This window comes from Thermococcus eurythermalis (genome assembly GCF_000769655.1).
In the GTDB taxonomy this organism is placed as follows: Archaea; Methanobacteriota_B; Thermococci; order Thermococcales; family Thermococcaceae; genus Thermococcus; species Thermococcus eurythermalis.
The window spans coordinates 1721509-1735267 of record NZ_CP008887.1; the positions used below are offsets into that span (position 1 = coordinate 1721509).

The window sequence follows — 13759 nt, forward strand, 5'->3', positions numbered from 1 at the left end:
AGCGCGTAGTTGTCACCTTTGTGGTTGTCGTGGTTGCCTGTTGCAATAAGACTCGAAGAGAATTGAAAGCTTACCTCCGCCGTTATACGCACAGCCCGTCCGCTCTTGTTGCAATAAGACTCGAAGAGAATTGAAAGCCTTCATTCGATTACCTCCTGTGCCTCCTTTTTCAGGTTGCAATAAGACTCGAAGAGAATTGAAAGTTTGTAGTGAAACTTTACCATACTTCTTGATTACCAAGTTGCAATAAGACTCGAAGAGAATTGAAAGCAGCAAAAAATTTCAAAACCCGGAATAGGACATACCCGTTGCAATAAGACTCGAAGAGAATTGAAAGTAGTGTTTAATGTTTTCAAGAATTTCTTTTGCGAGTTGTTGCAATAAGACTCGAAGAGAATTGAAAGTTCAAGAGATTCTCAGCAACGCCGAACCGCCGAGGTGTTGCAATAAGACTCGAAGAGAATTGAAATAAGTTTGAATTCCCCGCTTGAGGTATCAAGTTAAACGCTACAATAAGACCAAAGATTTCTCAGAACAAAAATGGGACATTCAAGGAAAAAGAAACCTCAAACCTTAATCCTCTTCCAGACCGTTCCCTGCGGTGTGTCCTCCAGCTGGATTCCGAGCTTTCTTAGCTCCTCCCTGATTTTGTCGGCTAAATCGAACTTCCTCTCCTTCCTGAGCTGGGCGCGGACTTCAACGAGCAGGTTTATTAGTTCCTCCTCGTTTCCGGCCTTCTGCTCCTTAAAGTAGTCCTCGAACAGACCAAAGACCTCGCCGACGTCCTTGAAGAACTCCCAGGCCTTCCTAAGGATGCTCTCCTTGGGCCTCTCGACCTCGGTGAGGTAGCGATTTATTGCGTTGCTGACCTCGAAGACCGCCTTTAAAGCCTCGGCCGTGTTGAAGTCGTCGTCCATCGCCTCGTAGAACTTCCTCCTCGCGTCCCTTATGGCCTCGTAGGCCCTGAACTCGGGCTCGTCCCAGCGGAAGGAAATCTCCGCCTTGCTCATCGCCACGCGGATGTTTTCAAGCGTGTTGTAGAGCCTCTCAAGGTTGTTCTTGGCGTGCTCAATGCCCTCCTCGCTGTAGTCGAGGGGCGAGCGGTAGTGCCTCTGGAGGACGAAGAGCCTGATTACCTCCGGGTCGTAGCGCTTGAGGAGCTCCCTAACGGTCACGAAGTTGCCGAGGCTCTTGCTCATCTTCTCGCCGTTCACCATCAGGAAGCCGGTGTGCATCCAGTAGTGAACCCACTCGTGGCCGAAGCAGGCCTCGCTCTGGGCTATCTCGTTCTCGTGGTGTGGGAAGATGAGGTCGTTTCCTCCGCCGTGGATGTCGAAGCTCTCGCCGAGGTACTTACTGCTCATCGTGGAGCACTCTATGTGCCAGCCGGGTCTTCCCTCTCCCCAGGGGCTTTCCCACTTGGGCTCGCCCGGTTTGGCCTTCTTCCAGAGGGCGAAGTCCTCGGGGTTCTTCTTGCCCTCGCCGGGCTCAACGCGCGCGCCTTTAACGAGGTCCTCGAGCTTTATCTTGCTCAGCTTTCCGTAGTCCTTGAACTTCCTGACCTCGAAGTAAACGCCGTCGCTACCTTCGTAGGCGTAGCCCTTTTCCTGGAGCTTCTTCACGAAGTTAATGATGTCATCCATGTGCTCGGTGACGCGGGGATAAACGTCGGCCGGCTTGACCTTTAAAGCTTTCATGTCCTCGAGGAAAATCCTCAGGAATTTCTCTGCCAGTTCCTTTGGGTCTTCCCCTGTCTCGTTGGCGCGCTTGATGATTTTATCGTCTATGTCAGTGAAGTTCATGACCATGAGGACGGTGTAGCCCTTGTGCTCGAAGTAGCGCCTTACAACGTCAAAGGCTATGTAAGTCCTAGCGTGGCCGAGATGAGGGTAATCGTAAACAGTCGGACCGCAGACGTACATTCTAACCTCGCCTTCTCTCAAGGGCTTGAACTCCTCCTTCTGCCTCGTCAGGGTGTTGTATATCCTAATCGCCATTCCCACCACCAGGCCATGTTGGGGGCGCCTTTTTATTAGCTTATCGTTGCGGGAAAGCTTAAAAACCAACTCCACAACTCGGTTTAGAGCCCGAAAGAGGAGGGTAGAAAGATGGTCAAGGTTGAGAAGGGAGACGTCATAAAGCTCCGCTACACCGGGAAGATTAAGGAGACCGGCGAGATTTTTGACACAACCGAGGAGGAGGTCGCCAAGCAGGCTGGCATCTACAAGGAGAACGGCGTTTACGGCCCCGTCCCAATCGCGGTTGGAGCGGGTCACGTCATCAAGGGGCTCGACGAGGCCCTTGAGGGCCTTGAGGTCGGCAAGAAGTACGAGATAGAGGTTCCACCCGAGAAGGGCTTCGGAAAGCGCGACAGGAAGCTCATCAAGACCTTCACCCTTGGCCAGTTCAGGAGGCAGGGCATAATCCCGTTCCCAGGAATGCCGGTCGAGATTGAAACCGAGAGCGGAAGGAAGCTCAAGGGAAGGGTTCTCACCGTCAGCGGAGGCCGCGTTAGGGTTGACTTCAACCACCCCTACGCCGGCAAGCACCTCGTCTACGAGGTCGAGGTCGTTGAGAAGATTGAAGACCCGATAGAGAAGGTCAAGGCTATGATTGAGCTCCGCCTCCCGAGGGTTGATGCCAACAAGGTCATCATCGAGGTCGGCGAGAAGGACGTCGTCGTTGACTTCACCCCCGTCAAGGACGAGGTTGATAAGGGAACCATGGTCCTCGGCGAGATACTCCTTGAGAGCGACCTGAAGTTCCTCGGCTACGAGGAGATAACCTTCAAGCCAAGCGTCGAGGAGCTCCTCAAGCCACCGGAGGAAGCCGAGAAGGAAGAGGCCGCCGAAGAGGAGAAGGTTGAGACCAGCGCTGAGGAGACCGCCGAGCGCACAGAGGAGCAGAAGGAGGGGCCTGCAGAGGAGAAGACTGAGAAGACCGAGGAAACCGGGGAGCCCGAAGCAACAGAGGAGCAGGAAAAGACCGAAGAAGCAGAGGGGCAGGAGAAAGAGGCCGAGAAAAAGACCAAGAAGAAGACCACCAGAAGGAGCACGAAGGGCAGGAAGACCAGGAGGACTACCACCAGGAAGACCACCAGCAAGAAGAAAACCAAGGCCGCTGAGAAGGAGAGCTCTGAGTGAAGTTTTTAACTTCCTCCTTTTCTCTATTCATTAGGGGATACTCATGGACAGCCGCCTTGAAATTCTGCTTAAAGACTTGGAAAGTCGGTTCAGCAGGGAAGACGTACCCAAGATTAGGGATGCACTCCTCGCCCTGAGGCGCGTTATGGAGCTCCCGGTATCGTACCTGAACCCATCAAGCGGTTATCACCCTGTTGTCATCTTCAAGAAACGCTTTGGACGAATTCAGAAGGAAGTTCCAGTCTCTCTCCTCGACCTTAAGGTGCTCAACCGCTACAACATGCCCGGCTGGAGGAGGGAAGTAGAGTTCTGGCTCGACAACGACGTTGCCGTCAAGGACACAATTAGCGGTATTGAGACCCTCCTGATTGGGGACCCTAGGGGTCTGAACAGGCTTTCAGACGTAATAAGAAGGCTCGTCCAGTACATGAGAATACGGCCATCAAAGCTGGCTCTTTTTTACAACACGATTTACCTGGACTACGGGAACAACCGCTACATCCAGCTCCTCCTCAGGGGCAACGACCTCGAGGTCAGGCTCATAAGGATGAAGCTCAGCGAGGCCGCGAGCTACCTCGGCAAGGCCATCGAGTACATGGACTCGGCCTTCGGCAACAAGAACGTTGAGTTCTACAAACTCCTCTTCGCCTATGCCTCCGAAACGTACAGCTCATTCGACTGGTTCTTCCACCGCTACCTATACCCCAGGCTAAACCCGGAGCAGAGGGAATTCTTAGAGGAGATGCAGGACTACCGGAACTTCCTCAGACTGCTCTACGACTATATCAACAGGCTCAACAAGGACAGAATCGGTGAGGAGATCGGAATCCGCGTCATTAGAAGGGCGAACCCCAAGAGGCCCCTTGAAATAGGAATAGCCTTCACCAACCGCGGAATAGAGATTAGGCGCTATCCCACTACCGTCCAAATAAGCTTCATGGTGTGAGGGATGAGAAGGGCTTTGCTTCTCTATTCCATTCTCTTTCCCCTAAGCTTCGTCCCCCCGTTAATCCCCGCATCCTTCTGGGAACACGTTTTAATCGTCTTCACTGCTTACCTTCTCGTCCCGGCCGTCATCTCAACTGCGCTCGGGTTCAGGCCGGAGGAGCTTGGGCTGAAGCTTCCGAACCGGAATGGGCTCAAGCTCTTTGCACTCCTGTTTGTCCTCTCAGTCCCCCTGAGTATCTATGGGACAACCGTTCCTTCAATGAGAAGCTACTACCCCGTGTTCCCGTATTCAGGCGTAGTTGGCTTCGTTCTTGGCGAGCTGGGCATGGGCATAATAATGCTCGCCCACGAAGCGTTTTACAGGGGCTTTCTACTCTTTCCACTCGCAAGAAAGAACGTGTGGCTGGCGATATTTCTCCAGAACGTCCCCTACACAATAGTCCACAGAGGAAAACCGGCGATAGAGGTGCCGTATGCTTTCATCGCGGGAATAATTTTCGCAAAAATGGACTTGGAAGGTGAGAGCTTCGTCCCGAGCTTCCTCCTCCACTGGCTCGGCTCGGCCCTCTTCGACGTCCTGTGTGTCGTCGTAACCCCTTAACAGCAGTGCACTCTAATGGGGAAGAAAGAATAAAACCATTCAACCGATGCCGGCCAGGCTACTCCGATTTCCTGCCTTTTCGGATTTTCCTTTGTCCTCGACCCTTGCCGTGCCGTAGCCGACAAACAGCACCCTGTCCGGGTCGAGGGCCTTCAGCACTTCTGGCCTGTGGGTGATTATCAGGGCAGTTATGCCGGCCTCGCGGATTATCTCCGCAACTTTCTTCGCCACGCGCATCGCCGTGAGCGTGTCAAGATGTGCCGCGAACTCGTCAATGAGGAGGAGGTTGGGCTTTTCCGCAAGGAGGGATGCTATCCTTGCCCTCTCCTTCTGGCCGGTGCTCAGCTCGCTGTACCTAGCACGGTAAAGGACTGCATCGCTCAGACCGGCCCTGTTGAGAACCTCCACCGCGGCGTTGAGGTCGCTTATCTTCCTGTAAACGTGCTCCAAGATGCTCTCCGTCCCGAAGGTCGGCTCGAACTCACCGGGAATCATGACCGAGACCTTGGCGTTGTTTGGAACCTCAATCTCACCCTCCGTCGGTCTAAAGCGCTCCTCCCACCAGCCGTTGGCCGCTCCAAGAATTAGCCTGAGAAGTGTCGTCTTTCCGGCCCCGCTCGCTCCGACAACGGCTATTAGCTCGCCCGGCTGGATTTCGAAGTTTAAATTCCTTAAAATTGGCCTCTGGATGACGCGGTGCCTGACGCCGAAGGCCTTTAGCAGTTCCTGAATCTCCTCGGGCAGGCCCTTGATGTCAAGCTCGCTCTCGAAGACCTTGCCCACGTTCCTGAAGACTATCGGCCCAGCTAAAGGCTCAACCTTCCCGTAGCTCGGCTTCCAGAGCTTACCCTCAGGAGGCGCGTAGGGGTCTTCGCGAAGGAAGCGCTCGATGTACTCCTTAGCTTCTTCCGTCAGCGGGTAGAAGAGGACGGGCCTCCCGCTCGCGGTCTCCCAGAGGAACTTGAAGCCTACTTTCTCGAAGAAGGGATTGTAGCGGGCCATCTGGGCTATGGTCTCGACGACCTGCTTCCTCTTCCTCATTTCGGGAATCCTGCGCTCGGCTATCCACTCGAGGGCCGACTTGACGCTTAACTGTCCCAGCCCGTCGGAGCGGTAGTCCGGGTGGACCACAACCCTCGCAATCCTCGCGCCTGCCGTATTGGTCTCTGCTAAAGCTTTCCACTTGGCCTGCTCCCAGAGGTAGGAACGGGCTATTCTCCTCTTCCCGTACTTCCTCTTCAGCTCCTCATAGAGTTCCTTCATTATGCGCTCCGGCCAGAAGGCGGGGTGGAACCACTCCTCGGGAAAGACCTTCTCGCGGATGTTCTTCTCAATTTCCCCGTTCAGAAGCCGGCGGTGCATGAGCGGTATCGGCGGGTCAACGCGGACGTAGCTGAGAATCCTCGGCTCGTATTCTTCCCTCTCGACGAGCTCGAAGATGAGGAAGCGCGACGCTGGAGTTGAGCCCTTTATCTCGAGTATGTGGCTTTCAGCCCCGCAGATTGGGCATCTCTGCCTGGTGTTGGCCTCGAAGATGTGGCCGTTCTCACAGCGCCAAAGAGCGACTTTCTCCTTCTGGCTCGCGTAGTGGTACTGCTCCAGCTCGGCTATCGCCTCGAAGTCGGACTCGTATTTTGCCTCCCTCGCCCTGATTTTGTAGGTGTAGAGGAGCTCGCCCGTCAAAGGTGAGTAGCGCTTGGCCTCAACGGTTTTCTCAAAGAGGGGCCACACAGGAATCCTGTCGCCCTCGTAGAACTTCCACAGCTTATAATCGTCGAAGTCGAGAACCTTAACGCCGTCCTTCCCATTCGGTTTGTTGAGGATTTCAATTTCCACCTCATCACCGTTCAGAAACCACTGGGCGACGTTGCCCGTCATGTAGAGGCGGTATTTCTCCCCCTCGGCTTCAACTTCGAGGATTCCGAACCAGCGGTGCTTGAAGCGCGGGATTTCGCTACCCGTAACCTTTCCCCTTATGAGCATGGGACCACCAGGATAAATAGGAAAAAGGAGTTAAAACGTTAGCCCAAAAGCTTCCGCACCCTCTCCACGACCTCCCCCGCGTCCCTCCCGAAGATTAGAACCATTGGCTCCTTGCCCCAGTCGCCGAGGTGGTAAACCATGTCGGGCCTTTTTCCTGCCCTCTTTACGGCCGTCTCGATGCCCCATTCCATAGTTCCCCTCTCTGCCCTCTTCACCTCCTCGGGCTCCTCCCTGCGGTCATAGAACGAAACGACGAGGCCGAGTTCCTTCGCCTTCTCTATCAGCTCCTCCGAGTAGCGGAGGTTCAGCACGGCCCTGACCTCGGGGTAGAACTCGCGCATCTTGAGGAGGGCTCTCCTGAGGTGGTCGCTGGCGTTGAGCTCAACGGGGCCGACGGGCTTTACGGTCTTCCCGTAGCGGACGATTCTGCCCTTAACGGCGAAGACCTCTCCAAGGGGAGTTGCTAAGGCGAAGTTCGTCCCGACTTCGGCGACGTGAGGATTGAGCTTCTCTCCAAAGACCACCAGCTTCTCAACAGCTTTTTCAAGCTCTTCCTTAGCCCTCCAGCGATAAGAGTTTCTCTCCAGCTCCCAGAGGGGGTTAACAGCCTTCGCCTCTGCATTGGAGAACCTTATCGAGCCTTCAACGAAGCGCTTGGCCCTCTCAACGGCTTTAGGGAGCTCAAGTCCTTTGGCAAGGAACGTCGCCAGAGCCGAGGAGAAGGCACAGCCGGTTCCGTGGGTGAAGCCCTCGGCCTTTTCTCCCGGAAACTCGTAGAGCCTCCCTTTCCAGTAGAGGACGTCGGTAAAGTTTAGGTGTCCCCCCGTTACGACCGCGCCCTCGGCGCCAAGGTTTTCCACGAGAACCTTTGCGGCTTTTCCCATATCTTCAACCGAGCGGATTTCGATGCCGGTCAGCGCTTCGGCCTCGTGGACGTTTGGCGTGACTATCGAGCCCTCGACGAGTGTCCTGAGGGACTCAACGTCATCAATGAGCCTAGAGCCAGAGCTTGAGCTCAGCACCGGGTCGAAAACCCTGATAAAGCCCGAGGTCTCTTCCTTAACCACCTTTGCAATCTCCCCGCTCCCGAGCATTCCGATTTTGACGGCTTTGATTTCAAAGCTCGCCTTAACGGCCCTTATCTGCTCCTGCACTGCCTCTGAAGGGAGGGGGTAGTAGCCCCTCACCTCGGAGGGGTTCTGGTAGGTCACCGCTGTGAGAACCGGAAGCGGGTGCTCGCCCAGGGCTGAGACCGTCTCGATGTCGGCCTTTAAACCGGCCCCGCCACCCGTGTCGAGGCCCGCTACAATCAGGACGGCCATTCCATCACCTCAGCTTCTCAAGGATTTCGAGGGCCGCTTTTCTTCCGCTCAGGAACATCCCGCCGAATATTGGCCCCATTCTCGGGGCCCCAGCGAGAGCGTTCGCGGCCATGCCGGTGACGTAGAGACCCGGGAAGACCTCCCTCGTGTTCTTCACCGTCAGCTCCTCGCCCTTCTCGGCCCACATCGGGCCCTCGCCCGGAACCTGGAGGAGGCCGCGCTTCACGAGGTGCCCGCTTACCTGCGCCCCGTGGCCTGTCGAGTCAACTACAAACTTCGCCTCAACGGTGAGCGGGTCGACGTGCAGACCTGTCATCATCACCGGCGTCCAGTTGATCACTATTCCGGCGACGCGGTTCTCTTTAAGGACAAGGTCTTCAACCTCTACCATGTTGAAGAACTTAACCCCCGCCTTCACTGCCCTGCTCGCTATCGTCGTTGCCGTCTCGATTGCGTCAGCGACGTAGAGCCCGTTTTTAAAGGGCCTGTAATCTATCCCGAACTCGTCGAGGATTTCCTTCGCCTCTTCCTGGACGACGATTTTGTTGAAACCCATTGCACCGCCCCAGATTCCACCACCGATGGAGAGCTTCTTCTCGAAGATGGCAACCTTTGCGCCGTTCTTGGCCAGGTAGTAGCCGGCGACCATTCCAGAGGGACCGGCACCGACGATAGCGACGTCGAGGCTCAGCCTCTCAAGAAGCTCGTTCATGTAGGTCTCGATTATCGCCCTGCTTATCTCAATCTCCTTAAGCATCGCCACCACCCAAAACCTTTTAAGTTGCGTTCAAAACTTAGTTTTGGAATTTAAAAACTTTGTTATAAACAGGTTATCGGTGGTAAAAATGACCCAGCTGGAAGAAGCCAAGCGAGGGGTAATTACCGAGGAGATGAAATTTATCGCCGAAAGGGAGGGCATAAGCGCCGAAAAGCTCAGGCGGAGCGTGGCTAAGGGCCACACCGTAATCTTCCGCAACGTCAACCACGACTGGGTAAAGCCCGTGGCAGTTGGCAACGTCGTCCGCGTCAAGGTGAACGCGAACATCGGAACCTCCCGCGACATAGTTGATGTTGATGCGGAGATAGAAAAGGCTAAGGTCGCTGTCAAGTACGGCGCCGATACCATAATGGACCTCTCCACCGGCGGTGACCTAGACTCTATAAGGAAGGCCATAATGCACGCCGTTGATGTGCCCATCGGAACCGTTCCAATCTACCAGGCCGCCGAGGAGATGTTAGCCAAAGGGAAGGCCATCATCGAGATGACCGAGGACGACATGTGGAAGGCCGTCGAGAAGCACTTCAAGGACGGCGTTGACTACACCACGATTCACGTTGGAGTGACCAAGGAAGTCGTCGAGAAGATGAAGCGGACGAAGAGAGTCGTCGGCATGGTCTCGCGCGGTGGAACTTTTCTCGCGGCGTGGATTCTCCACTGGGACGAGGAGAACCCGTTTTACAAGGACTACGACTACCTGCTTGAGCTCGCGAAGGAGTACGATGTCGTTCTGAGCCTTGGTGATGGTTTAAGGCCCGGTGGACTTCCCGATGCCGGAGACGAGCTCCAGATCGCCGAGCTCTACACCCTCGGAAGGCTCGTGAGGCGCGCGAGAGAGGCCGGAGTCCAGACAATGGTCGAGGGGCCGGGCCACGTGCCCATTGACCAGATTCCCGCCCAGGTGAAACTCGCCAAGATTGCAACCGACAACGCGCCCTTCTACGTCCTCGGTCCGCTCGTCACGGACATCTTCCCCGGCTACGACCACATCACCGCGGCGATAGGCGGTGCTATAGCGGCCATGAACGGCGCAGACTTCCTGTGCTACGTCACTCCGGCGGAGCACCTCGGACTGCCGACGGTCGAGCACGTCCGCGAGGGTGTCATAGCGGCGAAGATAGCCGCCCACGCGGTCAATTTGACCCGCTTCGAGGCCGACTTCAAGAAGGACTACCTCATGAGCCTCGCGCGCGGAAGGCTCGACTGGGCGGGGCAGTTCGAGCTGAGCGCCGACAGGGACAGGTTCATCGAGATAAGGAAGGAGAGGCCCACAAAGACAGAGGCATGCTCGATGTGCGGTGATTTATGCGCGATAAAGCTCATCAACGACATGCTCAGGAAGGGGTGAGAGCTTGAGGCTCGTCTATTCAGGCAAGACGAAGGACGTCTACGAGGACGGTCCCTACCTCGTCTTCCACTTCAAGGATACCGTTCTCGGTAGGGAAGGCAGGGAAGACAGCGGGGGCAACGAGGTTATAGGAGAGAAGGAGGGAAAGGGAAGCCTCGTTTTAAAGCAGACAGAGTTCTTCTTCAGGCTCCTTGAGGAGAACGGTATAAAGACGCACTTCGTTGAGCGGATTGACGAGAGGCGGGCGCGCTTCCTGAGGGCGGAGAGAATCCCGCTTGAGGTCATCTACCGCGAGCTTGCCTACGGGAGCTTCCTGAGGCGATACAGAGGGTGGGCAGAGCCGTTTCAGAGGCTCGGGATAGTGGAGTTCACCCTCAAGGACGACTCGCTTGACGACCCCATAATTGTGGAGGAAGCCGTTAGGGCCCTTGGAATCGCGAGCAAAAACGAAGTAGATGAGATGAAAGAGACCACCAGGAAGGTCGCCGGGGTTTTAAGGGAATTCCTCTCATCGAAGGGGCTCCAGCTCGTGGACTTCAAGCTTGAGTTCGGAAGGCTCAACGGCGGTCTAATCATCATAGACGAGCTGAGCGGGGACACGATGCGCGTTGCGAAGGACGGGAGGATTTTAACGCAGGAAGAGCTGTCGGGGGTGATAAGGTGATACTTTCGACGATAGCGTCTCACTCCTCCCTCCAGATACTACTCGGAGCGAAAGAGGAAGGATTCAGGACTCGGCTCTATGTAAAGCCGGAGAGGAAGGCCTTCTACGCATCAACCGGTCTTGCAGATGAGCTTGTAACAACAAAGGACATGAGCGCAATCCTCAATGACGACGGAATAATAGTCCCCCACGGCTCCTTTGTGGCATACCTCGGTCTTGAGGCAATAGAGAATGCAGAAGCGAGGTTCTTCGGCAACAGGCGCTTCCTCAAGTGGGAGACGGCCTTTGAGCTCCAGGACAGAGCCCTCGACGAGGCCGGAATCCCAAGGGTGAGGGTCATCAAGCCCGAGGAAGTCGAACCAGAAGAGTTCTACTTCGTCAGGACAGAAGGGCCAAAGGGGGGAAGCGGGCACTTCATAGCGCGCGGGGAAGAGCTCGAGGAAAAGTTAGAGGGACTTAAGGAACCCCATAGAATCGAGGAGTTCATACCGGGGGTCTACCTGTACGTCCACTTCTTCTACTCGCCAATTCTTGAGCGCCTTGAACTGCTCGGGGTGGACGAGCGCGTGGTCATAGCGGACGGAAACGCCCGCTGGCCGGTTAAGCCCCTGCCGTACACGATAACCGGAAACGTCGGAGTCGCCCTCAGGGAGTCGCTCCTGCCGAGGCTCTACGACTACGGGCTGGCCTTCGTCGAGGCGATGAGAAAGCTCGAACCTCCGGGGATTATCGGGCCGTTCGCGCTCCACTTCGCCTACGACGGGGCCTTCAGGGCGATAGGCTTCGCATCGAGGATTGACGGCGGTTCCAACGCGCTCCACTGGTACGGAAGGCTCTACTGGAGAGAGCCTATGAGCATGGGCAGGAGGATAGCGCGCGAGATAAACCTCGCCCTCAAAGAGGAGAGGCTTGAGGAGGTGGTATCTTGACCTACACGGGCAGAACGCTTGGAATCGGTCTGATGAAGGGCAAGCCCTTCGCCTTCTACCTTCTCTGCTCCCGCTCTTTCCCAAGGAGGAGGGCAATCGTGAGGGAAAACGCCGTCTACATCGAGAACCTAACCCAGACGGACAACCCCTACGTCAGCTACCCGGTCGTCAGGCTCCTTGAAGACTACGCGGTCGTCACCAACGGACTCCAAACTGACTTCATCGCCCAGACCCTCGAGTGGGAGAGCCCGAAAAAGGCCCTAATCCACGTTTTAGACGCGCTCGACTACGAGAGGGACGACTACAACACCCCAAGGATAGCCGGGATAATAGGAAAAGACGGAAGGGGCTGGCTCGGCTTCGCTGGAAAGGACGAGTTTTGGGTAAGGGAGCTGGAGCTGAAAGAAGGCAAGGCCTTCGTCACGGCCACGTACAACCTCGGCTTCACAGAGATAGAGTTTCCGCAGTTCAACACTGCCCAGGAACTGGCTGAGAAGACCATGGAGCTCCCGTTTGAGAACAAGGTGCTCGCTATCGGAATTCTACGCGGGAAAAACTGGGAGCTCGGCTGGAAAAGAGCTTCAGAATAGCTTTAAAAGCTTTTATTCTCCCCTTTTAACTTCTTTGGTAGTCAAAAGGAAAAGGAGCTCAGCGCGGCATTTCCTTTATGTGAACCCCCATCTGCGGGAACGGTATCTCAATTCCCTCCCTCATATAAGCCTCGTAGATGGCCTTTGTGAGGTCGCCCTTAACGGTTCCGTAGTCCTCAATCTTGGCCCATGCCCTGAGCTGCAGGTTTATCGCGGAGTCCCCAAGTCCAGTTATGACGACGGCCGGCTCGGGATCCTTCAGCACCTTCGGGTGGCTCTTCATGATGTCCATCGCAACCTTTATCGCCTTATCGAGGTCTGTGCCGTAGGCGACGCCGACGTCAATGCTGACCCTGCGCGTCGGCATCTTAGTGTAGTTAGTTATCACGCTTCCCCAGACGAGCTTGTTCGGTATTGTTATGAGGACGTTGTCAGGTGTCAGGAGCTCCGTGCTCATAACTCCAACAGCTTCGACCTTTCCCGTCTGGCCGGCGACGGTCACAAAGTCTCCCTTGTCAAAGGGCCTCAAGGCGGCGAGCCACACTCCTGCCGCGAGGTTTGTGAGGGTGTCCTGCATTCCAAAGCCGAGTATCAGGCCTATCACAGCCGAGAGGCCGAGGACGACCGAGCCAACGCCGATTCCCAGCGCGCTGACCGCGAGAAGGATCACCGCGACGTACAGGAGCGCGCTCAGAAACCTGCCGAGGAACTCCACAACTAGTTCTGGAAGCTTGGTCTTCTTCAATCCCCTCTTGAAGGTACCGACGAGTATCTTTGTTACCACCCACCCTATCACAAGAATCGCTACCGCAGTAGCTATCTGGAGGGGGTCACCCCCACGTAGGGTAGAGGTTTATCAAAAGCCACCATGGTATCGCCTCACAGTATATTGGGAGCGTTCCATTTAACACTTTTCCAGAGGACCCTCAAAGGGTAGAAAAAAGGCAGTCTTGTCAAGCGAAGTAATGAGAAATTCAATCAACTCTCTAGCTTTTTCATCAGGTTCGCCATCTCCAGGGCCGCCATGGCGTACTCGAATCCCTTGTTGCTCTTCACTCCTGCCCTGTTGAAGCCCTGCAGTTCGTCCTCGACCGTTATAACGCCGAAGATAACAGGAACTCCAGTGTCCAGGGATACCTTGGCGACTCCTTTGGCGACTTCGTTGGCGACGAGGTCGAAATGCTTTGTCTCGCCCCTCACAACGGCCCCAAGGGCCAGAACCGCGTCGTATTTGCCGCTTTCGGCCATCTTCTTGGCAACCAGCGGAATCTCAAAGGAGCCGGGAACCCTGACAACCTCAACTTCCTCGACCCCGTGCCTCTCAAAGCAGTCGAGCGCACCCTTCAGGAGCTCCTCAGTGAGCAAATCGTTGAAGCGGGCGACCACCACGCCCATCTTCAAGCCGGTTCCGATAAAGCCACCTTCAATCGTTCTTACCTTCATAGGCACACCT

12 protein-coding genes, 1 pseudogene and 1 CRISPR repeat array (1 of these 14 cut by a window edge) are annotated in these 13759 nt (G+C 55.6%); of the genes and pseudogenes, 7 read left to right on the forward strand and 6 right to left on the reverse strand.

Annotated elements, in window-relative coordinates; all coding sequences use genetic code 11:
* A CRISPR array of direct repeats spans positions 1 to 470; the repeat unit is 30 nt; unit sequence GTTGCAATAAGACTCGAAGAGAATTGAAAG; it begins 969 nt to the left of the window's first position.
* 96 nt (positions 471 to 566) lie between these two features.
* Positions 567 to 1997 (reverse strand): cysteine--tRNA ligase, encoded by a 1431-nt coding sequence (gene cysS, locus TEU_RS09255; RefSeq protein ID WP_050003507.1) that lies wholly within the window; start codon positions 1995 to 1997, stop codon positions 567 to 569.
* 111 nt (positions 1998 to 2108) lie between these two features.
* Between cysS and TEU_RS09260 the strand changes: the two genes are divergently transcribed.
* From TEU_RS09260 to mrtA, 3 genes are read left to right on the forward strand one after another with little or no spacing between them, the layout of a single operon-like run.
* A complete protein-coding gene (locus TEU_RS09260) occupies positions 2109 to 3143 on the forward strand; it encodes an FKBP-type peptidyl-prolyl cis-trans isomerase (protein WP_050003508.1) in 1035 nt (344 codons plus the stop codon).
* Between the two features lie 43 nt (positions 3144 to 3186).
* Positions 3187 to 4089, forward strand: coding sequence for a hypothetical protein (locus TEU_RS09265; protein WP_050003509.1), 903 nt, complete (start codon positions 3187 to 3189; stop codon positions 4087 to 4089).
* 3 nt (positions 4090 to 4092) lie between these two features.
* Entirely contained in the window at positions 4093 to 4692 is a 600-nt protein-coding gene (mrtA, locus tag TEU_RS09270) for a CPBP family archaeomyxosortase MrtA (RefSeq protein WP_050003510.1), read from the forward strand.
* Between the two features lie 39 nt (positions 4693 to 4731).
* Here mrtA and TEU_RS09275 read toward each other — a convergent pair whose 3' ends face one another.
* The 3 genes from TEU_RS09275 to TEU_RS09285 are packed head-to-tail and all read right to left on the reverse strand — an operon-like array spanning position 4732 to position 8754.
* A complete protein-coding gene (locus TEU_RS09275) occupies positions 4732 to 6675 on the reverse strand; it encodes an ATP-binding cassette domain-containing protein (protein WP_050003511.1) in 1944 nt (647 codons plus the stop codon).
* 38 nt (positions 6676 to 6713) lie between these two features.
* Complete coding sequence (thiD, locus tag TEU_RS09280) at positions 6714 to 7997, reverse strand: bifunctional hydroxymethylpyrimidine kinase/phosphomethylpyrimidine kinase (protein WP_050003512.1); 1284 nt, start codon at positions 7995 to 7997, stop codon at positions 6714 to 6716.
* 4 nt (positions 7998 to 8001) lie between these two features.
* Positions 8002 to 8754, reverse strand: a complete 753-nt coding sequence (locus TEU_RS09285) for a sulfide-dependent adenosine diphosphate thiazole synthase (protein WP_050003513.1) — start codon at positions 8752 to 8754, stop codon at positions 8002 to 8004.
* An 88-nt stretch (positions 8755 to 8842) separates the two neighbouring features.
* Here TEU_RS09285 and thiC point away from each other — a divergent pair, with 88 nt between their 5' ends.
* The 4 genes from thiC to TEU_RS09305 are packed head-to-tail and all read left to right on the forward strand — an operon-like array spanning position 8843 to position 12306.
* Complete coding sequence (gene thiC / locus TEU_RS09290) at positions 8843 to 10123, forward strand: phosphomethylpyrimidine synthase ThiC (RefSeq protein ID WP_050003514.1); 1281 nt, start codon at positions 8843 to 8845, stop codon at positions 10121 to 10123.
* Positions 10124 to 10127: 4 nt separating this feature from the next.
* Positions 10128 to 10787, forward strand: a complete 660-nt coding sequence (locus tag TEU_RS09295; protein ID WP_050003515.1) for a phosphoribosylaminoimidazolesuccinocarboxamide synthase — start codon at positions 10128 to 10130, stop codon at positions 10785 to 10787.
* Positions 10784 to 11716, forward strand: coding sequence for a formate--phosphoribosylaminoimidazolecarboxamide ligase (locus TEU_RS09300; RefSeq protein ID WP_050003516.1), 933 nt, complete (start codon positions 10784 to 10786; stop codon positions 11714 to 11716). Before TEU_RS09295 ends, TEU_RS09300 begins: the two co-directional genes overlap by 4 nt.
* Entirely contained in the window at positions 11713 to 12306 is a 594-nt protein-coding gene (locus tag TEU_RS09305) for an IMP cyclohydrolase (protein ID WP_050003517.1), read from the forward strand. Before TEU_RS09300 ends, TEU_RS09305 begins: the two co-directional genes overlap by 4 nt.
* Before the next feature lie 58 nt (positions 12307 to 12364).
* On the opposite strand, the pseudogene TEU_RS09310 reads toward TEU_RS09305, so the two are convergent.
* Both TEU_RS09310 and ribH read right to left on the reverse strand, forming a co-directional pair.
* Positions 12365 to 13176 (reverse strand): annotated as a pseudogene (locus TEU_RS09310) (mechanosensitive ion channel family protein).
* A gap of 108 nt (positions 13177 to 13284) precedes the next feature.
* The gene (gene ribH / locus TEU_RS09315; protein ID WP_050003518.1) at positions 13285 to 13749 is read right to left on the reverse strand and encodes a 6,7-dimethyl-8-ribityllumazine synthase; all 465 of its coding nucleotides are present in this window, start codon (positions 13747 to 13749) and stop codon (positions 13285 to 13287) included.
* Positions 13750 to 13759 lie beyond the last annotated feature (10 nt).